The sequence below is a fragment of the Haemophilus parainfluenzae genome, assembly GCF_003252755.1.
Taxonomy (GTDB): domain Bacteria; phylum Pseudomonadota; class Gammaproteobacteria; order Enterobacterales; family Pasteurellaceae; genus Haemophilus_D; species Haemophilus_D parainfluenzae_N.
The window spans coordinates 246,195-269,459 of record NZ_QEPT01000002.1; the positions used below are offsets into that span (position 1 = coordinate 246,195).

Annotated in this window: 24 protein-coding genes and 1 other annotated feature; of the genes, 19 read left to right on the forward strand and 5 right to left on the reverse strand. The window is 38.2% G+C overall.

The annotated features are described in order from the left end of the window. Nucleotides 1-9 precede the first annotated feature (9 nt). The 3 genes from DPV95_RS03500 to gloA form a co-directional block, all read right to left on the reverse strand. The gene (locus tag DPV95_RS03500; RefSeq protein WP_111406653.1) at nucleotides 10-1,362 is read right to left on the reverse strand and encodes a Na+/H+ antiporter family protein; all 1,353 of its coding nucleotides are present in this window, start codon (nucleotides 1,360-1,362) and stop codon (nucleotides 10-12) included. Nucleotides 1,363-1,464: 102 nt separating this feature from the next. Further along, nucleotides 1,465-1,592, reverse strand: a sequence feature (His leader region). Between the two features lie 117 nt (nucleotides 1,593-1,709). After that, nucleotides 1,710-2,399 carry a ribonuclease T gene (gene rnt, locus DPV95_RS03505; protein ID WP_049368020.1) on the reverse strand — a complete coding sequence of 230 codons (690 nt, stop codon included), beginning with the start codon at nucleotides 2,397-2,399 and terminating at the stop codon, nucleotides 1,710-1,712. A 10-nt stretch (nucleotides 2,400-2,409) separates the two neighbouring features. Beyond that, entirely contained in the window at nucleotides 2,410-2,817 is a 408-nt protein-coding gene (gene gloA / locus DPV95_RS03510) for a lactoylglutathione lyase (RefSeq protein ID WP_049368019.1), read from the reverse strand. Between the two features lie 232 nt (nucleotides 2,818-3,049). On the opposite strand from gloA, the gene DPV95_RS03515 reads away from it, so the two are divergent. Then, nucleotides 3,050-4,378, forward strand: coding sequence for a phosphoglycerate transporter protein PgtP (locus tag DPV95_RS03515; protein WP_005696695.1), 1,329 nt, complete (start codon nucleotides 3,050-3,052; stop codon nucleotides 4,376-4,378). 126 nt (nucleotides 4,379-4,504) lie between these two features. Further along, the gene (locus DPV95_RS03520; protein WP_049368018.1) at nucleotides 4,505-7,081 is read left to right on the forward strand and encodes a GDYXXLXY domain-containing protein; all 2,577 of its coding nucleotides are present in this window, start codon (nucleotides 4,505-4,507) and stop codon (nucleotides 7,079-7,081) included. A gap of 67 nt (nucleotides 7,082-7,148) precedes the next feature. Here DPV95_RS03520 and cmoA read toward each other — a convergent pair whose 3' ends face one another. Further along, a complete protein-coding gene (gene cmoA / locus DPV95_RS03525) occupies nucleotides 7,149-7,874 on the reverse strand; it encodes a carboxy-S-adenosyl-L-methionine synthase CmoA (RefSeq protein ID WP_049368017.1) in 726 nt (241 codons plus the stop codon). Between the two features lie 184 nt (nucleotides 7,875-8,058). On the opposite strand from cmoA, the gene aspS reads away from it, so the two are divergent. From aspS to ruvB, 9 genes are all read left to right on the forward strand, one after another. Further along, on the forward strand, nucleotides 8,059-9,825 hold the full coding sequence (gene aspS / locus DPV95_RS03530) for an aspartate--tRNA ligase (RefSeq protein ID WP_049368016.1): 1,767 nt from the start codon (nucleotides 8,059-8,061) through the stop codon (nucleotides 9,823-9,825). A gap of 60 nt (nucleotides 9,826-9,885) precedes the next feature. Beyond that, complete coding sequence (locus DPV95_RS03535; RefSeq protein ID WP_111406654.1) at nucleotides 9,886-10,575, forward strand: hypothetical protein; 690 nt, start codon at nucleotides 9,886-9,888, stop codon at nucleotides 10,573-10,575. A 364-nt stretch (nucleotides 10,576-10,939) separates the two neighbouring features. Next, entirely contained in the window at nucleotides 10,940-12,208 is a 1,269-nt protein-coding gene (locus tag DPV95_RS03540; protein ID WP_014064903.1) for an NRAMP family divalent metal transporter, read from the forward strand. Nucleotides 12,209-12,309: 101 nt separating this feature from the next. Then, entirely contained in the window at nucleotides 12,310-12,768 is a 459-nt protein-coding gene (nudB, locus tag DPV95_RS03545; RefSeq protein WP_049368014.1) for a dihydroneopterin triphosphate diphosphatase, read from the forward strand. A gap of 47 nt (nucleotides 12,769-12,815) precedes the next feature. Next, nucleotides 12,816-13,556: a YebC/PmpR family DNA-binding transcriptional regulator gene (locus tag DPV95_RS03550; protein ID WP_005697071.1), complete on the forward strand. Its 741-nt coding sequence runs from the start codon at nucleotides 12,816-12,818 to the stop codon at nucleotides 13,554-13,556. Nucleotides 13,557-13,573: 17 nt separating this feature from the next. Then, complete coding sequence (locus tag DPV95_RS03555) at nucleotides 13,574-14,008, forward strand: ACP-like domain-containing protein (protein WP_049368013.1); 435 nt, start codon at nucleotides 13,574-13,576, stop codon at nucleotides 14,006-14,008. Nucleotides 14,009-14,058: 50 nt separating this feature from the next. Beyond that, nucleotides 14,059-14,631 carry a crossover junction endodeoxyribonuclease RuvC gene (ruvC, locus tag DPV95_RS03560; RefSeq protein ID WP_049368012.1) on the forward strand — a complete coding sequence of 191 codons (573 nt, stop codon included), beginning with the start codon at nucleotides 14,059-14,061 and terminating at the stop codon, nucleotides 14,629-14,631. A gap of 59 nt (nucleotides 14,632-14,690) precedes the next feature. Further along, nucleotides 14,691-15,302: a Holliday junction branch migration protein RuvA gene (ruvA, locus tag DPV95_RS03565; protein ID WP_049368011.1), complete on the forward strand. Its 612-nt coding sequence runs from the start codon at nucleotides 14,691-14,693 to the stop codon at nucleotides 15,300-15,302. Between the two features lie 13 nt (nucleotides 15,303-15,315). Then, nucleotides 15,316-16,323, forward strand: a complete 1,008-nt coding sequence (gene ruvB / locus DPV95_RS03570; RefSeq protein WP_041918230.1) for a Holliday junction branch migration DNA helicase RuvB — start codon at nucleotides 15,316-15,318, stop codon at nucleotides 16,321-16,323. A gap of 55 nt (nucleotides 16,324-16,378) precedes the next feature. On the opposite strand, the gene DPV95_RS03575 is transcribed toward ruvB, so the two are convergent. Further along, nucleotides 16,379-16,690 (reverse strand): DUF5339 domain-containing protein, encoded by a 312-nt coding sequence (locus DPV95_RS03575; protein ID WP_049368010.1) that lies wholly within the window; start codon nucleotides 16,688-16,690, stop codon nucleotides 16,379-16,381. Nucleotides 16,691-17,148: 458 nt separating this feature from the next. Here DPV95_RS03575 and DPV95_RS03580 point away from each other — a divergent pair, with 458 nt between their 5' ends. The 8 genes from DPV95_RS03580 (at nucleotide 17,149) to tolA (ending at nucleotide 23,232) form a co-directional block, all read left to right on the forward strand. Further along, complete coding sequence (locus tag DPV95_RS03580; protein ID WP_014064908.1) at nucleotides 17,149-18,714, forward strand: cytochrome ubiquinol oxidase subunit I; 1,566 nt, start codon at nucleotides 17,149-17,151, stop codon at nucleotides 18,712-18,714. Nucleotides 18,715-18,728: 14 nt separating this feature from the next. Continuing rightward, entirely contained in the window at nucleotides 18,729-19,868 is a 1,140-nt protein-coding gene (gene cydB / locus DPV95_RS03585) for a cytochrome d ubiquinol oxidase subunit II (RefSeq protein WP_049368009.1), read from the forward strand. Between the two features lie 11 nt (nucleotides 19,869-19,879). Next, nucleotides 19,880-19,978 (forward strand): cytochrome bd oxidase small subunit, CydX/CbdX family, encoded by a 99-nt coding sequence (locus DPV95_RS03590; protein ID WP_111406655.1) that lies wholly within the window; start codon nucleotides 19,880-19,882, stop codon nucleotides 19,976-19,978. 2 nt (nucleotides 19,979-19,980) lie between these two features. Continuing rightward, complete coding sequence (gene ybgE / locus DPV95_RS03595) at nucleotides 19,981-20,268, forward strand: cyd operon protein YbgE (protein WP_049368048.1); 288 nt, start codon at nucleotides 19,981-19,983, stop codon at nucleotides 20,266-20,268. Between the two features lie 71 nt (nucleotides 20,269-20,339). After that, nucleotides 20,340-20,768, forward strand: coding sequence for a tol-pal system-associated acyl-CoA thioesterase (ybgC, locus tag DPV95_RS03600; protein WP_239660989.1), 429 nt, complete (start codon nucleotides 20,340-20,342; stop codon nucleotides 20,766-20,768). 20 nt (nucleotides 20,769-20,788) lie between these two features. Then, the gene (gene tolQ, locus DPV95_RS03605) at nucleotides 20,789-21,475 is read left to right on the forward strand and encodes a protein TolQ (RefSeq protein WP_005696675.1); all 687 of its coding nucleotides are present in this window, start codon (nucleotides 20,789-20,791) and stop codon (nucleotides 21,473-21,475) included. A 78-nt stretch (nucleotides 21,476-21,553) separates the two neighbouring features. Then, on the forward strand, nucleotides 21,554-21,973 hold the full coding sequence (gene tolR, locus DPV95_RS03610) for a colicin uptake protein TolR (protein WP_032803822.1): 420 nt from the start codon (nucleotides 21,554-21,556) through the stop codon (nucleotides 21,971-21,973). Between the two features lie 17 nt (nucleotides 21,974-21,990). Further along, complete coding sequence (gene tolA / locus DPV95_RS03615; RefSeq protein WP_049368008.1) at nucleotides 21,991-23,232, forward strand: cell envelope integrity protein TolA; 1,242 nt, start codon at nucleotides 21,991-21,993, stop codon at nucleotides 23,230-23,232. The last annotated feature ends 33 nt before the right edge of the window (nucleotides 23,233-23,265 follow it).

Here is a 23,265-nt window from a genome sequence, read left to right on the forward strand (position 1 = left end):
TTATAACGATTAAAGTGTCATGGCTGCAATCCAACCGAACGCTAATAATGGGATATTGTAGTGAATAAAGGTTGGCACAACAGAATCCCAAATGTGGTCGTGTTTACCATCTATATTCAAACCGGATGTTGGCCCAAGTGTTGAGTCAGAAGCCGGTGAACCCGCATCTCCTAATGCTGCTGCTACACCTACGATAGCTACTGTCGCAAGTGGTGAGAAACCAAAAGAGAGACAAAGTGGTACATAAATTGAGGTGATAATTGGTACAGTTGAGAAAGAAGAACCAATACCCATGGTAATCAATAACCCAACGAGTAACATTAAGAATGCCGCAACGCCTTTACTTTGAATCGCACCCGTTGAAAGTGCATCAACTAACTCTTTCACACCGCTTGTGGTATTAATCACATTAGCGAAACCAGACGCAGCAATCATAACAAAGCCGATCATCGCCATTAAGCGTAAACCTTGTTGGAAAATGTCGTTACTTTCTTTGAGTTTGAAGATACCGAATGCCCCGAAAATGATTAAACCGACTAAACCACCAATAATTGTAGAGCTTGTGAAAAGCTGTGTGGCAAAAGTGGCGACAATAGCAACCGCACTTGCGGTAATTTGAATAGGTTTAATGTTCGCAATGTGTTGTTCAATTTCAGTTGTAGTTGGTTCTGCCGTTGTCACAACATACTCACGCGGTTTGCGATAGGTAACAAATACGGCAGTGAGTAAACCAAGAATCATACCAATAACAGGGATAAGCATAGCGAAAGAAACTTCACCAACACTGGTTTGTAAGCCGAGTGGAGCCCCAGCAAGATTGATATTTTTTACTAAAACGCTTTCGATAAAGATTTTACCGAAACCAACCGGTAAGATCATATAGGTTGCGGTTAAACCGAAGGTAATAATACAAGCGACTGCACGACGATCGATTTTTAAACGGTTAAAAATAGAAAGTAAAGGTGGCACTACAATGGGGATAAACGCAATGTGCACTGGGAGCAAGTTTTGGGATGAAATGGCGAATAAAAGCAAAATACCAAGCAACATATATTTAAACCACGCTAAATTTTTACCAGTTGGTGTTTTGTTCATTCGGGTAATAATTTTGTAGGCAAGCAAATCAGTGATGCCAGATTTTGAAATCGCAATGGCAAATGCACCGAGCATCGCATAGTTCATGGCAACTTCAGCACCACCACCTAAACCGCCTGTAAAGGCCTCAATGGTTTTGCTTAAACCTAGGTCTCCGCATAAGCCAGCTGTAAGAGCAGAAATCACAAGTGCGATAACCACGTTCACGCGCAGTAGGCTTAACGCCAGTAGCACGACAATTGAAATAACAACGGGATTAGATAGCATATTGTTGTTCCTTATTGATTAATTAAACTTAAAAGGTCGCATAAAAGAAAATTGATTTAAGGCTAAATGTCGCATAGTAATAAACTCCTGTAATTAATAATAAAACAAAACCCCTCGAAAGTTGCCTTCCGAGGGGTAAGATTTTTTGGATCTTTATCTTGTCAGCTCGGAAGAAATCTTCCAAGCACGCCAACAGCCTGAAAGATTATTCAGTTGAATGACGATGATGGTGACGAAGAATAAAGTTCATTTGAAACTCTCTTATTTAGATAACTAAATTGAATTAATTTTTAAAATACGGTAAACCGAAAACGATTGCAAGTCTTTTTTCTAAAAAATTTTGAAAATTAAAGTGCGGTCTGATTTTCAGTAGTTTTTCCCGTTTCATCGGTTTGAGCTATATGCGGGAAACCACCAAGATCTTTTAAGTGATTGACCATATAGCAGAATAATTCCGCAGTGCGTTCGGTGTCATATAGCGCAGAGTGTGCTTGTTTACCATCAAAAGGAATTTTTGCCGCTTGGCATGCTTTAATGAGAACCGTTTGTCCAAACATAAAACCGGCAAGCGTTGCGGTATCAAACATCCCGAAAGGGTGGAATGGATTACGTTTTACACCCGTACGTTCAGCAGCTGCCATCACGAAACTTTGGTCAAAAGCCGCATTATGTGCCACGATAATAGAACGCTGACATTCAGAATCTTTTTGTCCTCGACGCACCATTTGGAACAATCCTGTGATGGCATCTAATTCAGATACGGCACCTCGCAATGGATTATGAATATCAATCCCGTTAAATTTGAGTGATTCCGGATTAATATTCGCACCTTCAAATGGCTCAATATGAAAATGGCATTTTTGATCGGGGTGTAAATTGCCATTCTCATCCATTTTTAAGGTGATTGCCGCAAGTTCTAAAAGCGCATTTTTTTTGGCATCAAACCCAGCCGTTTCCACATCAATAATGACAGGAAAGTAGCCGCGAAACCGATTTTTTAATTGGTGGTGATAAGGAATTTCAGGTGTATCTGACACAATGTATTCCTTAATTCCCTAAAGCTGATTTTGCACTTTTATTTTCGATAAACTCGATCTTATAACCATCTGGATCTTCAACGAATGCAATCACGGTTGTGCCACCTTTAACAGGGCCGGCTTCGCGAGTTACTTTACCGCCATTAGCACGTACCGCTTCACAAGTTGCGTAAATATCATCTACACCAATAGCAATATGACCGTAAGCATTACCAAGATCATATTCAGTCACGCCCCAGTTGTATGTTAATTCAATTTCAGTTGCACTCTCACCATCCTCGTAACCTAAAAAGGCTAGTGAATATTTATACTCAGGGTTTTCACTTGTGCGTAATAAACGCATACCTAAAACGTCTTGATAAAATTTAATAGAGTGGTCTAAATCACCCACTCGAAGCATGGTGTGTAAAATTCTCATCTTATTATCCTTTTTTATTGGGTTGGTCGGTATTATAACATAGAAATTTTTAAATAGACTTAGGACGTAATTTATCCCAGAAATTAGAGTCGTTTAAATAACGAAAATGAACTAATCATTTGGAGTGGTCGGAGCTCTGTTTCATATTCGGCTTTGGTAATCTGTTTCTCGTTGTAGTGGCCTAGCTATTACAAGGATACGACAAGTTGTAAATTATTATAGGAGAACAAAGATGTTTTCATTCTTAAAAGCATCTCCTCCAGCACCAAGAATTGAAAGTTCTAGAACAGATGCCGAGTATAAAAAATTACGTTGGCAGGTATTTGCTGGAGTATTTATCGGGTATGCGGCTTATTATCTTATCCGCAAAAACTTTTCTTTAGCAATTCCTTATCTTATTGATGAATATGGCTTTACTAAAGCTGATTTAGGTACAGTTGGGGTAGCGTTATCACTGGCTTACGGTTTTAGTAAGTTCATTATGGGGAATATTTCTGACCGAAGTAATCCTAAATATTTTATTACTATTGGTTTATTAGGTTCTGCATTAGTGAGCTTAATTTTCGGTTTAGTACCAGGCGTGCTTTCTTCTATTCCATTGATGATTGTGTTAGCTGCATTAAATGGCTGGTTCCAAGGAATGGGATATCCACCAGGTGCAAAAACAATGACCAACTGGTTCTCGGTTTCTGAACGTGGTGTGTGGTGGAGCTGGTGGAACGTATCACATAACTTAGGTGGTGGTTTAATCGGTCCATTAGCGATCCTCGGTTTATCGATTTTCGGGGTATGGCAATCTTTATTCTATTTACCAGCCTTAATCGCCATTGTATTGGCATTCATCATGTTCTATTTAATGCGCGATACTCCAGAATCACAAGGGTTACCACCGGTAGATGAATGGAAAGGTGAAAAAATTGTAGAGAAAGTCGAATCAGCTCACACGCTTTCTTCTAAAGATATTTTCATGAAATACATCATTAATAATAAGTTCTTATGGGCGATTGCACTTGCGAACGTATTTGTGTATTTCATTCGTTACGGCATTATTGACTGGGCCCCAACGTATCTAAAAGAAGTGAAACATTTCTCTGTAGACAAACAAAGCTGGGCGTATTTCCTTTACGAATACGCAGGTATCTTTGGTATGCTTGCTAGTGGTTATTTAAGCGATAAAGTCTTCAAAGGCCACCGAGCACCGCCGATGTTATTATTCCTAACTGGTGTGTTAATCGCGATTATTGTTTATTGGAAAAACCCGGAAGGTAATCCACTCGTAGATAATATTTGTCTTGTTGCTATCGGTTTCTTAATTTATGGTCCAGTAATGATGATCGGGCTTCAAGCGGCAGACCTTGTGCCACGTGTGGCAACAGGTACAGCGACAGGTCTAACCGGGCTATTCGGTTACTTATTAGGTTCTGCGAGTGCAGGCTATGTAATGGGTAAATTGGTCGACTTATTTGGCTGGGATGGTGGTTTTTATGCCTTGATCGTTTCTTGCTTCTTAGGATTTGGTTTCATTGCTTTTACCTTACTCCATAAGCCGAATGCAGCGTAATAAATATTATTTTACCTAAATTAAAATGTGGCTAAATTGTATTATTTAGCCACATTTTTTTGTTATTTATTTACCTGACTATTATGCTAAGATAATACGAATATTTTTATAAAAAGGAAAAAATGAATGAATACAACTGGCCTTTTTAATCTTTCTTGGCAACGTTATTTAAATTTACTGTTTTTATTATTAACCGTGGGATTTTTAACGAGTGGAGTAGTCACGTTAATTGCAGCCAATTTAGATTATTTTTCTGATTTAGCCAAAATTTATGGCTTACAAACACTGCTTGTGGTGACACTGGTATTAGGCCTTTATTGTTTTATTCGAGAAAGTCGTCGACAAGCCAAAGAAAAATTAAAGTGGAAGACATATAGTATCTTTTTTGTTGTTTCTGTGTTAATTGGCGGTTTATTTGCCTTAGTCGGACAAACCTATCAAACGGGAGCTGATTTATGGCAGTTATTTGCTGTTTGGACACTGTGCCAACTTCCGTTTTTATTATTGTTTCCGAATGTGGCTTCTGCGTTATTATTTGCCACCACTACCAATGTTACATTTTATTTATTTAATGAACAAAACTCCTATAACTCAATGGGTTATGCCGTGCTAATTAATACTGGATTCCTCGTGGTATCTGAATTATTCAGTAAAACTTTTCATGATCAACATTGGCGAATTTTACCTAAAGTATTTTTAGTACTGACTTTTGCCAGTTTATTTGGTTTAACTGTAATTTATGATGTGTACTTTCATGCTTATGCTTGGGGGGAGCTTGGTCGTTCATCACTCAGTTCTTTACAGATTGCTATTCCTTCTTTGGTTGCATTTTACATATATCAAAAATACCGCTTTGATTTTATTAATTTAATTATTTCAGTTGTTGCCTTTCTAGGTGCTTATTGCTTTTGGGGTTCTGAGTTTATTCAAGCTTTCGAAGATGGATTGGTTTTAGGATTAATTGGCTTTATTTTTACTGTTATGGCAATCAATTGGTTGGTGAAACTCTATAAACGAGAACATCCAAATAATAAGAAATCCCATTGGGCGACTTCAATATTATGGGTGATAGCTTTATTGATAGCGGTAGTGACGATAGGCGCTTGGCTATTTTTTTCTTTAGGTTTAGATGAGTCTAGTACATTAATCATTGGTATTATTTTATTTGGCATAGCTTGGTCGCTTACCTTAAATAAAGATAAAAATGAATACACTACAATTTTAGCGGGTTTATTTTTTCTAATCGCAAACAGTTTTTTAGGATTCTATTTGCTTGTTAAATTTGATAATCTTTTTCTTTTATTAGGATATGAATTTAGCGAAGATTCAAATCTCGGTATCTTTATTTCCACACTGATTTTTTCAGCCATTATTATTGTTAGCTACAAATTGATGCCAAATTCTTTGGTTAGGATTCTACTGGTTATCCAACTTCTCGTTTATTGGCAAATTTCCTATGATATATATTTCCATAGTTACAGCTTGAATAACACATGGTTTAATAAAATCCAGCTACTGAGTTCGATTGTCTTCTTTTATTGGAGCATGAGACCTCATCAATCAGAGCAAATTCATTTAAAGCCGATTGCCTGGGGAATGGTATTATTCTCTCTATGGAGCTCTTTGCCATCTTATATGATGCTTCCTTTGGTAGATTATGGTCTTATTGATACAGATGTTTTAAGTGATGTCATGCTATCAGACGCTATGAGCCTTAATAATATACTGCAAGTTTTAAGTGGACGATTTTGGTCCCACTTCCAGTTTGATGTTAACCATATCTTATATTTACTTATTTGTGTATTACCATTAATTGTCTATGCACTAATGAATAAGCACAGCAAAGCTAAACATATAGAAGTTTTGTTAATTTTATTAGCATTAAGCTTGTTTGCATTAGGCTTTATTGGACTACCCGTCATTTTATATTTAACAGCGTTATTATTGCTCATTTATTGGACGGATAGCCGCGCGTTTTTTGGTCTTTTGGTATTTGCCTTTATTGTTTATTTAGGTGGATTCTATTACCAATTGAGTATTCCATTGCTCTATAAAGGAGTATTGTTAGTAAGTTTTGCTGTTATTTTTGCGATCGTCACCTTATTTTTACATGCACGTTATAAATCCCCTTCACAAAGTGCGATCGAAAACTATCCCGTTTTTAAAGCACCGATTGGGCTTGTAGGCGTATTTTTGATTGTGTTATTGGGGGCAGTGAATTATAAAGTGCAGCAATTTGAAGATGTGCTGGCTACCGGTAAGCCTGTTGTCTTAAAAATTGCTCCCGCGGATCCTCGTTCATTAATGCAAGGAGACTATATGGTATTGAATTATGCTATTTTATCTGAATTACAGCAAAGTCAGTTTTCATCTGAATCGAATGAATCTAATGAAACCACAGGTATAGATGAATTAAGTCCTTCGGGAAAAAAAGCTTATATACTTGTTCATCTTGATAAAAATCATGTCGCGACACTTTGTGAGGCGCAATCAGAGATACCAACAGATTTTAAACATTGCACACCAAATGTTTATTTACCAATTCGCTATAAAGGTTGGTCACCTGAATTACCAAGCCAAGATTATTTCTTTGCGGAAGGGAAAGGTGAATATTATGCACAAGCGGAATATGCAGAATATCGCTTTAAAGACGGTATTTTGTTGCTAGCTCGTTTATTAGATAAGGATTTAAAAGGGCTATAAAGCATTGGTGACAAATAAGGGCGTATTTGATACGCCCTTATTTTTTAGATGATTGATTAGGTTATGATTATTTCACTGCAATCATTGAGCCAAAATTAAAACATTGGAACCATAATTCGATGTGTGAAAATCCGATGTTTTTTAACCGCTCTTTGTGGATGTTAATCGAGTCAGTACGCATTACATTTTCAAGTGCGGTGCGTTTTTGGCTCACTTCAAGTTCACTATAACCGTTAGCACGTTTGAATTGGTGGTGGAGGTCAATCAGTAGCTCATTCACTTTTTCATCTTCAAAACGGAATTTTTCAGAGAGCACTAATACACCATTTGGGTTTAAACCTTGGTAGATTTTGGTGAGCAAGGCTACACGATCTTCCGGTGGTAAAAATTGCAACGTGAAGTTGAGCACTATCATTGAGGCGTTCTTTATTTCAATTTGACGAATATCATCGCAAAGAATTTCTACGGGTACATCACTATGATAAGCCGCAACGTGCTGACGGCAGCGTTCCACCATTGGCAGAGAATTATCGACACCGATAATTTTCACATTCGGTTGTTTAATATTACGTCGCATAGAAAGAGCTGCCGCACCGCGTGAACAGCCTAAATCATAGACTTGGCTGTCAGCCGTCACAAAACGTTCAGCCAACATACCAATCGCCGTGATAATGTTGGAGTAGCCCGGAATCGAGCGTTGAATCATATCGGGGAACACTTCCGCCACGCTTTCATCAAAAGTAAAATCGCCCAGTTTTTCGATCGGGGCTGCAAAAATCGTATCTTTCATCATGATTGAATTCTGTTGTTGTATTGAGAGGGCATTTATTTAGATAAAATGCAAAAAACTGCGGTCATTTTAGTGAAAGTTTTTAAAGGATCAAATAAATTTCGCTTTTCAATTTAAAAGACATGTCTTTTTCCGTATAATCAACGCGTTAATTATCCATTTTTAGAAAAATGAAAGGAATATAGAAATGATGCGTACACATTATTGCGGTGCATTAAACCGCAACCATATTGGACAAGAAGTAACATTAAGCGGTTGGGTTCACCGTCGTCGCGATTTAGGTGGTTTAATTTTTATTGATATGCGTGATCGTGATGGTGTCGTACAAGTTTGTTTTGACCCGAAATATCAAGAAGCCTTAACCGCAGCTTCAGGCTTACGTAATGAATTTTGTATTCAAATTAAAGGTGAAGTAATCGCGCGTCCTGACAATCAAATTAATAAAAATATGGCGACAGGCGAAATAGAAGTATTAGCGAAAGAATTACGCATCTACAACGCTTCTGACGTTTTACCATTAGACTTCAACCAAAATAACACCGAAGAACAACGTTTAAAATATCGTTATTTAGATTTACGTCGTCCAGAAATGGCACAACGTTTGAAAACCCGTGCAAAAATCACCAGCTTTGTGCGTCGTTTTATGGATGACAATGGTTTCCTTGATATTGAAACCCCAATGCTTACCAAAGCAACGCCAGAAGGTGCGCGTGACTATTTAGTGCCAAGTCGTGTGCATAAAGGCAAATTCTATGCATTGCCGCAATCACCACAGCTTTTCAAACAGCTTCTCATGATGTCTGGTTTTGATCGTTATTATCAAATCGTGAAATGTTTCCGTGATGAAGACTTACGTGCAGACCGTCAGCCTGAATTTACCCAAATTGATGTGGAAACCTCTTTCTTAACTGCACCAGAAGTGCGTGAGATCATGGAGCGCATGGTGCACGGTTTATGGCAAAACATCATTGGTGTGGATTTAGGTAAATTCCCACAAATGACCTGGCAAGAAGCAATGACTCGTTTTGGTTCAGATAAACCAGATTTGCGTAACCCGCTTGAATTAGTTGATGTGGCAGATATCGTTAAAGATGTTGAATTTAAAGTATTTAATGAGCCTGCAAACAATCCAAACGGCCGTGTTGCAGTGATTCGTGTACCAAATGGTACAGAAATTACCCGTAAACAAATTGATGAATACACACAATTTGTAGGCATCTACGGTGCGAAAGGTTTGGCTTGGGCGAAAGTGAATGATATCAATGCTGGCCTTGAAGGTGTACAAAGCCCGATTGCGAAATTCTTAAATGAAGAGGTATGGAAAGCGTTAGCTGAACGTGTGAAAGCTCAAACTGGCGATATCTTATTCTTCGGTGCAGACAAATGGCAAACCACCACTGATGCAATGGGTGCGTTACGTTTGAAATTAGGTCGTGACCTTGGTTTAACTCGTTTAGACGAATGGCAACCACTTTGGGTGATTGATTTCCCAATGTTTGAACGTGATGAAGAGGGTAATCTTGCAGCAATGCACCACCCATTCACTTCACCAAAAGATTTTACGCCAGAACAATTAGAAGCGAATCCAACCGATGCGGTAGCAAATGCTTACGATATGGTGATCAACGGCTATGAAGTAGGTGGTGGTTCCGTGCGTATTTTCGATCCGAAAATGCAACAAACCGTATTCCGCATTCTTGGTATCAATGAACAGGAACAACGTGAAAAATTTGGTTTCTTATTAGATGCATTAAAATTCGGTACACCTCCACATGCAGGTTTAGCATTTGGTTTAGACCGTTTAACCATGCTTTTAACTGGCACTGAAAATATCCGTGATGTGATAGCATTCCCGAAAACAACAGCCGCAGCTTGTTTAATGACAGAGGCGCCAAGTTTTGCGAATCCGCAGGCGCTAGCGGAGTTGAGCATTCAGGTTTTAAAAGCCGAGTAAGTTTGAAATTTGAATCAAAAAGTACGGTCAATTTGATCGCACTTTTTTATGGAGAGTTGAATGAAAACTAATAAAGAACTCCAAATGTTGGAAGAGAATACTATTTTTTCATCAGTTATTCCTGTTTTACAAAAATATTACCCCAATAGTAGCCTCTTATTAGAGCATACTGACAAACCAGATAAAATTATTGTAGTAAACAATAAAAAAATTGGAGTTGGAATAACACAAATTGACTCAGAATCTCATTTGGCTTATTTCAACCCAATTCACAGATTTGAAAAAGAATTTAGAAAATCGATAGATGAAGATACTCCTTCTACATTAATAAAAAAGAATTTTTTTTATCCTGAAAAAGAGCTTAAAACTATCGTAAAAAATATATTTAAAAAAATTCAATTATACAAAAAATATAAGAAGGAATCCGTATTACAAGATTGTGTTTTAATTATTTACAGCCAAAGATTTGGTATAAAAAATGAATGTTTTAATGCTATGTTCAGCCATCTTGAGAGAATTCTTAAGAAGAAAAATTGTCCATTTAGATATATCTTTTTTTGTTCTTCTGGTCTTTATAAAAATGATGGATGTTCATTAGTCTACGATAGATATAGATTTTTAAGAAAAAAAAGTGATAAGGGTTTTGGGGTTCCTATAGTTGAAGGAAAAGTTTTTGCAAAATTTGGGGATTGTATAAATCTTGATGAATTATCTGCAAATCAGCCTATATCATCTAATAGAAAGAAATAATTGTAAAGAAGGTAAGGTACACTTAGAAGCATTCATTTACTGGTGAAGTTAAGTTGAGAAGATACTATCGAAGATCGAATGTGTAATGCATATCTTATGATAAAGTGCGGTCAAAAATTCAACTGATTTTGACCGCACTTTCTTTTTATTGAAAAAATTTTATTCACTTAAATACATCACTTTTTTGGTATGAATATGATGTATTTCTATTTGTTTTGAAGTTATATCCTGAAATTTCAAAATAATTAGATTTTTAATCTTTTATTCTTCTTTAAATGGAACTTTATTTACTTTACTCAAGGATAAAATTCTATTATAAATAAGACCTTTTTCGATTTATGATTAATTTATAAGAGAACATTTTATGAGTGAAGTTTCAACTCCAGTAGAAAAATCAACGTGGGCGAGTAAATTCTCTGCCTTAGGTCCGGGCATCGTGATGGCATCAGCAGCTGTTGGTGGTTCGCATATTATTGCATCTACCCAAGCTGGTGCGATCTATGGTTGGGAATTAGTGAGTATTGTTATTCTTGCTAACTTATTTAAATATCCTTTCTTCCGTTTCGGTGTTCAATATACCTTAGATACCGGTAATACTTTGTTAGAGGGTTACCGTCAAAAAGGGAAGTTCTACCTTTGGTTATTCCTTGCTTTAAACGTTTTTGCCACAGTAATTAATACTGCTGCAGTGGGATTATTAACAGCTGCAATTTTAACCTTCATTACGCCAATTCCTCTACCAATGCCAGTATTAAGCTCATTAGTGATTCTTGTGACAACCGGCATTTTATTGTTGGGTAAATATCGTTTATTAGATAGTTTATCGAAAATCATCATGATTGCTTTAACGGTAACAACCGTGAGCGCAGTCGTGATTGCTTTTATGCGTAATGGTATCAATGGCGTAGCCACACCTGATTTTGTAGCACCTTCTCCATGGGAATTAAGTAAATTAGCGTTTTTAGTGGCCTTAATGGGCTGGATGCCTGCACCAATTGAAATTTCTGCTGTTAACTCTATGTGGGTGGTGGCAAAACGTCGTCTAACGAAAGTATCTTATGAAGATGGTTTATTTGACTTCAACGTGGGTTATATCGGTACAGCAATTTTAGCTGTCGTATTTTTAGCGCTTGGTGCATTGGTGCAATATGGTTCTCCTGAAACCGTCGAGATGGTTGGCGGAAAATATATTGCACAACTTATCAATATGTATGCAAGTACTATCGGTGAATGGTCTCGCTTATTAATTGCAGTCATTGCGTTCATGTGTATGTTTGGTACAACAATTACAGTAATTGATGGTTACTCTCGTACCAACGTTGAATCTTTGCGTATCTTATTCGGTAAACAGGAAAGCTCTGTGAGAATTCTTAATATCGGTATGATTTTTGCGGCGTTATCTGGTTTAGCGATTATTTTCTACTTTAATAATGCAGTAGGTCCAATGCTGAAATTCGCGATGATTGCTTCATTTGTTTCTGCACCAATCTTTGCTTGGTTGAATTTATCTCTGACTAAGCACGCGAAACACAGTGTAAAAGGCGGATTATTGTGGTTATCCCTTATTGGGTTATTCTACTTAACAGCCTTTGCAGGCTTGTTTATCGCCCAACAAGCTGGCTGGTTAAACTAAAATAATTGAGATAATTACCGCACTTTAGTTTTAAAGTGCGGTAATTTTTTTGAAAGTTTTTAGTAGAAAAGGTATGATGCTGCCCATTCTCAATTATGTAGATGACGAGCTTGAAATATAAAAATAATCAATCGGTTCTCGTGGTAATTTATGCGGAAAGCACGCATCGTGTTCTTATGCTTCAACGCCAAGATGATTCCACTTTTTGGCAATCCGTTACGGGGACACTGGAAACCAATGAAACACCAAGAGAAACAGCAATTCGAGAAGTTTGGGAAGAAGTAGGATTAAAAATAGAAGAAAATTCGACCGTACTTTTTGATTGTAAAGAGAGTATAGAATTTGAAATTTTTCCGCATTTCCGCTATAAATACGCACCGAATGTAACTCACTGTCATGAACATTGGTTTTTATTGGCAGTTGAGCAGGAATTTGAACCGATATTAAGTGAGCATTTGGCGTATCAATGGGTTTCTCCAGAACATGCGATCCAAATGACAAAATCGCCGAATAATGCCGAGGCCATCAAAAAATATTTGATGAACGGCTTTCCTCTATAGAAGAGGATTTCATTTAAAAACGTTTTTAAGATAAGAAGGAAAACAACATGGCAGGCCATAGTAAGTGGGCAAATATTAAACACCGTAAAGCAGCACAAGATGCGCAACGCGGTAAAATTTTTACAAAATTAATTCGTGAATTAGTCACTGCGGCAAAAATTGGTGGCGGTGATGTCAGTGCGAACCCGCGTCTACGTGCGGCAGTAGATAAAGCCTTATCGAGCAATATGACTCGCGACACCATTAACCGTGCGATTGAACGCGGTGTGGGTGGTGGTGATGATACCAATATGGAAACAAGAATTTACGAAGGTTATGGTCCGGGTGGAACTGCTGTGATGGTTGAGTGTCTAAGTGACAACGCAAACCGAACCATCTCACAGGTTCGCCCAAGTTTCACTAAATGTGGTGGTAACTTAGGGACTGAAGGTTCTGTGGGCTACTTATTCAGCAAAAAAGGCTTGATTTTAATTAGCCAAGGTGAAGAAGATGCGTTAATGGAGGCAGCAATTGAAGCCGGTGCAGATGATGTTCAACCGCAAGATGATGGATCATTTGAAATCTATACCGCGTGGGAAGATTTAGGTTCTGTGCGCGATGCAATCGAAGCAGCAGGATTTAAAATTGATAACGCAGAAGTGACAATGATTCCATCAACAACAGTTGATCTTGATCTTGAAACTGCGCCTAAATTGTTGCGTTTAATTGACATGTTAGAAGACTGTGACGATGTACAAAACGTATATCATAACGGTGAAATTAGTGATGAAGTTGCAGCTCAGCTGTAATTTTAAGGAGATTTAGAATGAAATTAGCTAAAGTATTACCTGCAATGGCCGCTCTTGTTGTTTTATCAGCTTGTGCAAGCGAAGCACCAAAAGTAGAAAACAAAGCAGAGCAAGCTGCAGCAACTACTGTAACGGATAAAACAGTAGTTTATACTTGTAACAAGAAAACTGTAACTGCAGTTTATCAATTCGAAAACCAAGAGCCAACAGCGGCAATGGTAATGGTAGGCAACAAAGTTGTTGCGAAAGATTTCGCTCGTGATGCAGCTCAAAAAGACTTCACTTCATTTACTTCTGGCAAATATGTTTGGAACGTAGACAGTGGTTTAACTTTAGATAAATTTGATTCTGTTGCGCCAGTGAATCTTTTAATCAAAGGCAAAAAAGCAGATAAAATTGTTGTGAAAAACTGTGATGTAGATGCAAAAGCAACTGCAAAAGCAAACCAATAATTAACGCTAAAAACGGCCGGCATTGACCGGCCGTTTATTTTTGAGAGTTTATGAGTATTATTTTAGGCATTGACCCAGGTTCTCGTGTAACGGGTTATGGTGTGATTAGACAAAATGGTCGACATTTAGAATATCTCGGCAGTGGAGCAATCCGCACGCAGGTAGAGGATTTACCTACACGCTTAAAACGAATTTATGCTGGCGTGACAGAAATCATCACACAATTCCAGCCCGATATGTTTGCTATTGAACAAGTGTTTATGGCTAAAAATGCGGATTCAGCTTTAAAACTGGGGCAAGCACGTGGTACGGCGATTGTGGCAGCTGTGAATCAGGATTTACCTGTATTTGAATATGCGGCTCGTTTGGTGAAACAGACTGTCGTAGGGATTGGTTCTGCAGATAAAGTTCAAGTACAAGATATGGTGACACGAATTTTGAAGCTCTCAGATAAACCTCAGGCAGATGCGGCAGATGCTTTAGCTATTGCCATCACTCATGCTCATACCATTCAACATTCCTTGCATATTGCTGGCTCGGTCAAAACCACAGAAACACATGAAAAAATGACCGCACTTTTAAAAACAAGATACAGCCGAGGTCGATTTAGATTAAAAATTTAACTGGATTAATATCCAGTTTTATTTTATTCTATGCAAAATTTTTTTTACATGGAAATCTTATGATTGGTCGTTTAAAAGGCATCTTATTAGAAAAACAACCTCCTGAAATTTTGCTTGATGTACAAGGCGTCGGTTACGAATTATTGTTACCAATGACCAGTTTTTATGACTTACCAGAAATCGGGCAAGAAACCACTTTATTTACCCATCTTGTTGTGCGTGAAGATGCTCATCTTCTTTTTGGATTCGCCCAAAAAACTGACCGCACTTTATTCCGTGAATTAATTAAAACCAATGGTGTTGGTCCTAAATTGGCACTCGCAATTTTATCTGCAATGTCAGTAGAGCAGTTTGCTTACGCTATTGAGCGAGAAGAACTGTCAAAATTAGTTAAAATTCCTGGTGTGGGCAAGAAAACGGCTGAACGCTTATTGGTGGAGTTAAAAGGGAAGTTTAAAGATGTTCGCCAAAGTGATTTCTTTGTGGAGAGCAAGCATATTCCTTCAACTTCAGAATTACGTCAAGCGGAGAGCTCAGCTGATGAAGCGGTTGCTGCGCTGATTGCGTTAGGCTATAAACCAACCGATGCTGAAAAAATGGTGAAAAAAGTCGCTAAAGCGGATTTAAGCAGTGAGCAATTAATTCGTGAAGCCTTAAAAGCCGCATTATAAAGATTAAATAGATATGATCGAAGCAGATAGAATTATTAGCAGTCAGGCAAAGATGGATGAAGATGTTATCGATCGTGCGATTCGTCCAAAGCTTTTAGCTGATTATGTGGGACAGCCGCAAGTGCGAGAGCAAATGGATATTTTTATTAAGGCGGCAAAATTGCGTCAAGATGCCTTAGATCATCTTTTGATCTTCGGCCCTCCAGGTTTAGGAAAAACGACGCTAGCTAATATTGTGGCAAATGAAATGGGTGTGAATATTCGCACAACATCGGGGCCTGTGCTTGAAAAAGCCGGCGATTTGGCAGCAATGCTGACAAATCTTGAACCCCATGATGTGTTGTTTATTGATGAAATTCACCGTCTTTCTCCTGCGATTGAAGAAGTGCTTTATCCCGCAATGGAAGATTATCAGCTAGATATTATGATCGGCGAAGGACCAGCGGCACGTTCAATTAAATTGGATTTACCACCTTTCACATTAATTGGTGCAACAACTCGAGCGGGTTCTTTAACTTCGCCACTACGTGATCGTTTTGGTATTGTTCAGCGTTTAGAATTTTATTCCGTTGAAGATTTAACTTCTATTGTGACAAGAAGTGCCTCTTGCTTAAATCTGGAATTAGAAGATAAAGCCGCTTTTGAAGTGGCTCGTCGTTCACGTGGCACCCCTCGTATTGCAAACCGTTTATTGCGTCGCGTTCGAGATTTTGCTGATGTGCGTAATGATGGCATTATTTCGGCAGATATTGCGAAACAAGCGCTTTCAATGTTAGATGTAGATGATGCGGGCTTTGATTACTTAGATAGAAAATTGCTTACCGCAGTGATTGAACGTTTTGATGGTGGACCAGTTGGGTTAGATAACTTGGCTGCAGCAATAGGTGAAGAACGAGACACTATCGAGGATGTTTTAGAACCTTACTTGATTCAACAAGGATTTTTACAGCGTACGCCTCGAGGCCGAATTGCGACCTCGTTAACTTATCGACACTTCGGACTTCAGAAGCCGTCAGAATAAGAGATAGAAAAAAGGACATATTGATATCAATATGTCCTTTCTTTTTGAAACCTGCTTAGTTAGTTCCTTCAGTATAGCTCTTCATGCTATTTAATCTTGCTAAACCCACATCACAGCTTTTTTGTTGAGTCGCTAATTCCATCTCGAGAATTTGCTGTTTGCTTTGATTAAGTTTACTTTTGATTTTACCTACTTGAGTATGAGTGCCAGGCTGTTTTTCTGCTTGAGCAATCAAATTTTCTGTTTCTTTAAATAACTGTGTACATTGTTGTGGAAGAGCAGCTTTGTTTTCTGTAAGAGGTGCTGCGGTGGCAGATAATGCCATAGAACCGAAAAGTGCAGTCAAAATTACGCAAATTTTTTTCATTGTAAATCCCTACAAATCTCTCCAAATATTATTAGGCTAAAAAATAGCAAAATCTTGCAGCCCTGTCTAGTGATTATTTTGTCCATTTTTTTTAAATAAAGTTTCCTTGTGATAGATAAATTTTTCCATTTTGAGCAAAAAATACAGAATTTGATGTGGATCAATTTTGTCATTGTTATGCAAAATAGGGTATTTTGTAACTTATATCAAAAAATGTGATCAATATAACGGTTTTTTCTATTTTTTATCCGCATAAATAGTAGTAGAATATGGCAAAATTTTGAATGTTTATATTGTAATCGGTTACTGCATTCTGTTTTGAGAATAGAAAAGGCAATTATTACGTAAATAATTCAATGTTTCTTAACGACTTTTGTTGAGTAGTTTGGGGTGATTATTTGGGATTATCCTTGGTAATCATAAAGTGAAAATCTTGTAGATTTATACAAGGAGTTGAGATGTTAGACGTTGTTGATCTCTCACGCTTGCAGTTTGCGTTAACTGCGTTATATCACTTCATTTTTGTACCATTAACATTAGGTTTATCTTTCGTTCTTGTGATCATGGAAACCATTTATGTTAAAACGGGCAAAGAAGTATATAAAGATATGACTAAATTCTGGGGTAAGTTATTTGGTATTAACTTTGCTCTAGGGGTAACGACCGGTATTATCATGGAGTTCCAATTCGGGACAAACTGGTCTTATTATTCTCACTATGTAGGTGATATTTTCGGTGCGCCATTAGCGATCGAAGCATTACTTGCATTCTTCTTAGAATCCACTTTCGTGGGTCTATTCTTCTTTGGTTGGGATCGTTTAACTAAAGGTAAACACTTACTCGCAACTTACTGCGTAGCCTTTGGTTCAAACCTTTCTGCAATGTGGATTTTAGTGGCAAATGGTTGGATGCAACATCCAGTAGCAGCAGAATTTAACTTTGAAACCGTTCGTATGGAGATGACCAGCTTCTTAGATCTTTGGTTAAACCCAGTTGCGCAAAGTAAATTCTTACATACATTAACAGCAGGTTATTCAACTGGTGCTATGTTTGTATTAGGTATTAGTGCATTCTATTTATTAAAAGGCCGTGATATTGGTTTTGCTAAACGTTCATTCTCTGTAGCAGCAACCTTTGGCTTTATCGCAGCATCAGCAGTATTAATTATGGGTGATGAATCAGGTTACGACATCGGTAAAGCACAACCTGTGAAATTAGCTGCAATGGAAGCTGAGTTTGAAACTCATCCTGCACCAGCCCCATTCCACCCAGTGGCGATTCCAAATACTGCAGAAATGAAAAATGATTTTGCGATTGAAATCCCATATTTAGGTGGTTTAATTGCAACGCGTTCTTTAGACACTGAAATCGTTGGTTTGAAAGAAATTCAAGCAAAAAATGAAGGCCGTGTTCGTAACGGTATGGTTGCTTATGATTTATTCACACAATTAAAAGCAGAGAAAAAATCAGCAGGCCAAGTAAATCCAGAAACTAAAGCAAAATTTGATGAAGTTAAAGGTGATTTAGGTTTCGGTTTATTATTAAAACGTTACACAGATAAAGTTGTAGATGCAACGGATGAACAAATTAAACAAGCAGCACGTGATACTATTCCAAACGTAGGTCCTAACTTCTGGGCGTTCCGTGGTATGTTAGCAGCAGGCGGTTTAATTATTTTACTGACCTTTGGTGCATTTGTTCAAAATTTACGTAACAAAGTGACTTCCTCTCGCTTATTACTTAAAGCATTGCTTTGGGGTATCCCATTGCCAATCTTAGCGATTGAATTTGGTTGGTTCTTAGCTGAATTTGGTCGTCAACCGTGGGCGATTTATGAAGTATTACCGGTAGGTGTGTCTGCTTCTAACTTGAGTGTAGGTGACCTATGGTTCTCTATCGGTTTAATTTGTGTACTTTACTTCTTCTTCATTATTGCGGAAATGTATTTGATGTTTAAATATGCACGTTTAGGTCCGAGTGCATTGAAAACCGGCAAATACTATTTTGAGCAATCATCTAAATAAGCAGGAGATGAATTATGCTTGATTATGAAATTCTACGTATTATTTGGTGGGTGCTAGTTATCGTATTGCTTATCGGCTTCTCTGTAACAGATGGATTCGATATGGGCGTAACCGCACTTTTACCAGTAGCAGGTAAGAAAGAAGTAGAAAGACGTATTATGATTAACTCTATTGCTCCACACTGGGATGGTAACCAAGTTTGGTTATTAACTGCTGGTGGTGCAATCTTTGCGGCATGGCCGATTGTTTATTCTGTAGCGTTTTCAGGTTTCTATATTGCCTTATTCCTTGTGTTAGCTGCGTTATTCTTCCGTCCAATTGGTTTTGAATATCGTGCGAAAATTGATAATCCAACATGGCGTGCGATGTGGGATTGGGGCTTGTTTGCGGGGGGGTTTGTGCCTGCATTAGTATTCGGTGTGGCATTTGGTAATTTATTACAAGGTGTGCCATTTGAATTAAATGAGCTTTCACAAGCAACTTACACCGGTTCTTTCTTTGCATTATTAAACCCATTTGCATTACTTTGTGGTGTGTTAAGCCTTGCAATGTTAGTGACTCACGGTGCAAACTGGTTACAAATGAAAACCACTGCAGCATTGCGTGATCGTGCAAGAGCGATTACACAAATTGGTGCATTAGTAACATTAATTACTTTTATACTTGCCGGTGTGTGGCTTTCTTTCAAAGAAGGTTATGTTGTAACTAGCACTATCGATCACTTTGCAGCATCAGCGCCAGCTTCAGGTAAAGAAGTGGCAGTTGAAGCAGGTGCATGGTTCAAAAACTTCAATGAAAATCCAGCTTTATGGGCATTCCCAGTATTAGCTGTGGTAGGTGCATTATTAAATGTGGTTGCATCTAAAGCAAATCGTTGTGGTTTTGCGTTCTTCTTCTCTGTATTAACAATGGCAGGTGTGATTATTACTGCGGCAGTATCAATGTTCCCATTTGTAATGCCTTCAAGTACTCATCCAGAACAAAGCTTGTTAATGTGGGATGCAACGTCAAGTGAATTAACATTAACTTTAATGTTCTACTTGGCATTAGTATTTGTTTCCATCTCATTGCTTTACACCATTTGGTCATACTACAAAATGTTTGGTCGCTTGGATGAAAGCTTTGTTGAAGACAACAAAAACTCATTATACTAAGGAGAAACAATATGTTATATGTAATTTGGGTAGTGGGTGTGTTGGCTGCAATTATGGTGAGTGCTAAATTAACCATTGGTAAAGAAAAGTCAGGTAAATTTGACGAGTAATGATGATTAATTCGCTCTATCAATTAAGTAATAAGGGTTCCTTGCGAACCCTTTCGTTTATTTTGGCGTTATTTTTGACCGCGGCTTTCTTTTTAAATTTAAATCAATTTTCGACCGCACTTCGTACTGCACATCCCGCTTGGATTCTTGTGATTTTTTGGGGATTGATTAATTTGTGGATTCACGGTATCGGATTTGAAATTCGCCGAGCAATATGGCAGCTTGTTTTCTTGCCATTTATTGGTTATTTCACCACAATAATTGCCATTGTTCAGCATTGGTTACTATAGAAACTCTAGATAAATATTGTTATTTGGCGCTTGCACATCTAATGAACAGGTTCTAAAATAAGCGGCTTGTTATGGCTAATAATTTGAGCATTATTTTGAATAACCAATGTTTTACCTTTCCGGTTCGTGTCTATTATGAGGACACGGATGCAGGCGGAGTAGTGTATCACGCACGTTACTTACATTTCTTTGAGCGTGCGCGAACTGAATATTTAAGAACGCTTAATTTTTCCCAACAATCATTATTGCAGGAACAACAGTTAGCTTTTGTGGTCAAAACCATGTCTATTGACTATTGTATTCCGGCAAAATTGGATGATTATCTTATTGTCGAAACTGAAATAACAGCAGTGAAAGGAGCAACAATTCTCTTTGAACAGCGGTTAGTTCGTGAGACAGTGGTGTTATCGAAGGCTACTGTTAAGGTAGCCTGTGTTGATCTAGGCAAAATGAAACCTGTCGCAATTCCTGAAGAATTAAAAGCGGCATTTTTAAAGTAAATAACTTTTCGGAGTATGCAATGACTGCAGAATTGAACTTTTTAGATCTTTTTTTAAAAGCGAGTATCGTTGTTCAACTTGTAATTGTGATCTTAATTTCGTTTTCAATTATTTCTTGGGCAATCATCATTCAACGTAGCCGTATTTTGACGAGCGCGTTAAAAGAAGCGAACACTTTTGAAGATCGCTTCTGGTCTGGTGAAGATTTAAACAAACTTTATGATGGTTTATCTAATCGTCGTGAAGTATTAACGGGTAGCGAACAAATTTTCTTTGTCGGCTTTAAAGAATTCTCTCGCTTAAAACAAGTGAATGCAGATGCTCCAGAAGCGATCATCAAAGGTACGACTCGTGCAATGAACCTTGCGATGAATCGTGAAGTAGAAGCGCTTGAAAGCCGTGTACCTTTCTTAGCAACAGTTGCTTCTGTAAGTCCATATATCGGTTTATTTGGTACCGTTTGGGGGATCATGCACGCATTTATGGCATTAAGTGGTGCAAAACAAGCAACATTACAAATGGTTGCTCCAGGTATCGCAGAAGCCTTGATCGCAACCGCAATCGGTTTGTTTGCGGCGATTCCGGCTGTAATGGCATATAACCGTTTAAGCTTACGTGTAAATGCGATTGAACAAAATTATGGTAACTTCATTGATGAATTCACCACAATTTTACATCGTCAAGCTTTTGGTAAAGCGCCCCATTAAAAATCAATGAAAAATTGACCGCACTTGATTAATCAGACGAAAAGTGCGGTGGATTTTAGCGAAGTTTTAGAGGAAATTATGGCTCGTCGTCAGCGTAAAGACATTAAATCTGAAATTAACATTGTGCCATTTCTCGATGTTCTTTTAGTTTTGGTGTTAATTTTTATGGCAACCGCGCCGATTATCAGTCAGAGCGTTCAAGTGGAACTCCCTGATTCGGTGCAAAGTCAAAATGTATCAAATGAAGATAAAACACCGGTTATCTTAGAAGTAGCAGGTGTAGGGCAGTATTCGATTTCTATTGGTGGTCAACGCCAAGAAGGACTTAACGAAGAAATGGTAACCCAATTATCAAAACAAGAATTTGATAAAGACAATAACACAATGTTCTTAGTGGGCGGAGCAAAAGATGTACCTTATGAAGAAGTGATTAAAGCACTGAATTTACTACATCTTGCCGGCATTAAGTCTGTGGGTTTAATGACCAATCCAATTTAAGATAAGTAGGTAAAACCGTGCAGAATAATCGACGAAAAAAACGTGCAAATGAGTTTGTCATCTCTATTGCGATGCACCTTGCATTGTTTGGTTTGTTGATTTGGAGCTCTCTTTATCAAACCGTTGAAATAATGGGTGGTGGAGAAGGTGAAGGTGATGCCATGGGAGCTGTGATGGTCGATACTGGCAGCGCAGCGCAAGAATGGGGACGTATTCAACAACAGAAAAAAGGTCAAACTGATAAACAGAAAAAACCAGAACCTGTAGTCGAAGAGAAAAAACCAGAGCCTGAACCAAATCAGCAAGAAATTGCGAAACAAGAAGAGATTAAGCGTCAGCAGGAAATTCAACGTCAAAAAGAACTTGAAAAACAAAAGCAGCAAGAAATTGAAAAGCAAAAACAGCAACAAGAACTTGCTCGTCAAGAGGCGTTAGAAAAGCAGAAACAAGCTGAAGAAGCGAAAGCAAAACAAGCTGCTGAAGCAGCGAAGTTAAAAGCTGATGCAGAAGCGAAACGTTTAGCGGCAGCAGCTAAACAGGCTGAGGAAGAGGCAAAAGCTAAAGCACAAGCCGAAGCTCAAAAAGCCAAAGAAAAAGCTGAAGCCGATGCTAAAGCGAAGGCTGAGGCAAAAGCGAAAGCCGATGCTGAAGCAAAAGCGAAGGCCAAGGCAGAAGCAGATGCTAAAGCGAAAGCTGAGGCGGATGCTAAGGCTAAGGCAAAAGCTGAAGCCGATGCTAAAGCAAAAGCAGATGCAGAGGCGAAAGCGAAGGCAGAAGCAAAAGCTAAAGCGGATGCAGAAGCAAAAGCGAAGGCTGATGCGAAGGCAAAAGCTGACGCAGCAAAACGTAAAGCAGATCAAGCGGCTTTAGATGACTTCATGAACGGCGGAGATGTCGGTGGTGGTAGTGCATCTAAAGGTGGTAATGCAAATAAAGGCGGTACACAAGGTAGTGGTGCAGGACTAGGTGCTGGAGATGGTGGTAAAGTTGGTGACCAATATGCAGGTGTCATTAAACGTGAAATTCAACGCCGTTTCTTAAAAGACCCAAGCTTTGCCGGTAAAGTTTGTAGCATTAAAATCCAACTCGGTCGAGATGGTACGATTTTAGGCTACCAACGCGTTTCAGGACCTGATGATATTTGTACTGCAGCATTAAGTGCGGTAGCGAGAACGAAAAAAGTTCCAGCAGCACCATCTGATGCTATTTATGAGAAATATAAAGCGCCGACTATCGATTTTGATATCAATGCTCGATAATCGGTTTTAGGAAAGTAACAACGTTAAAATAAG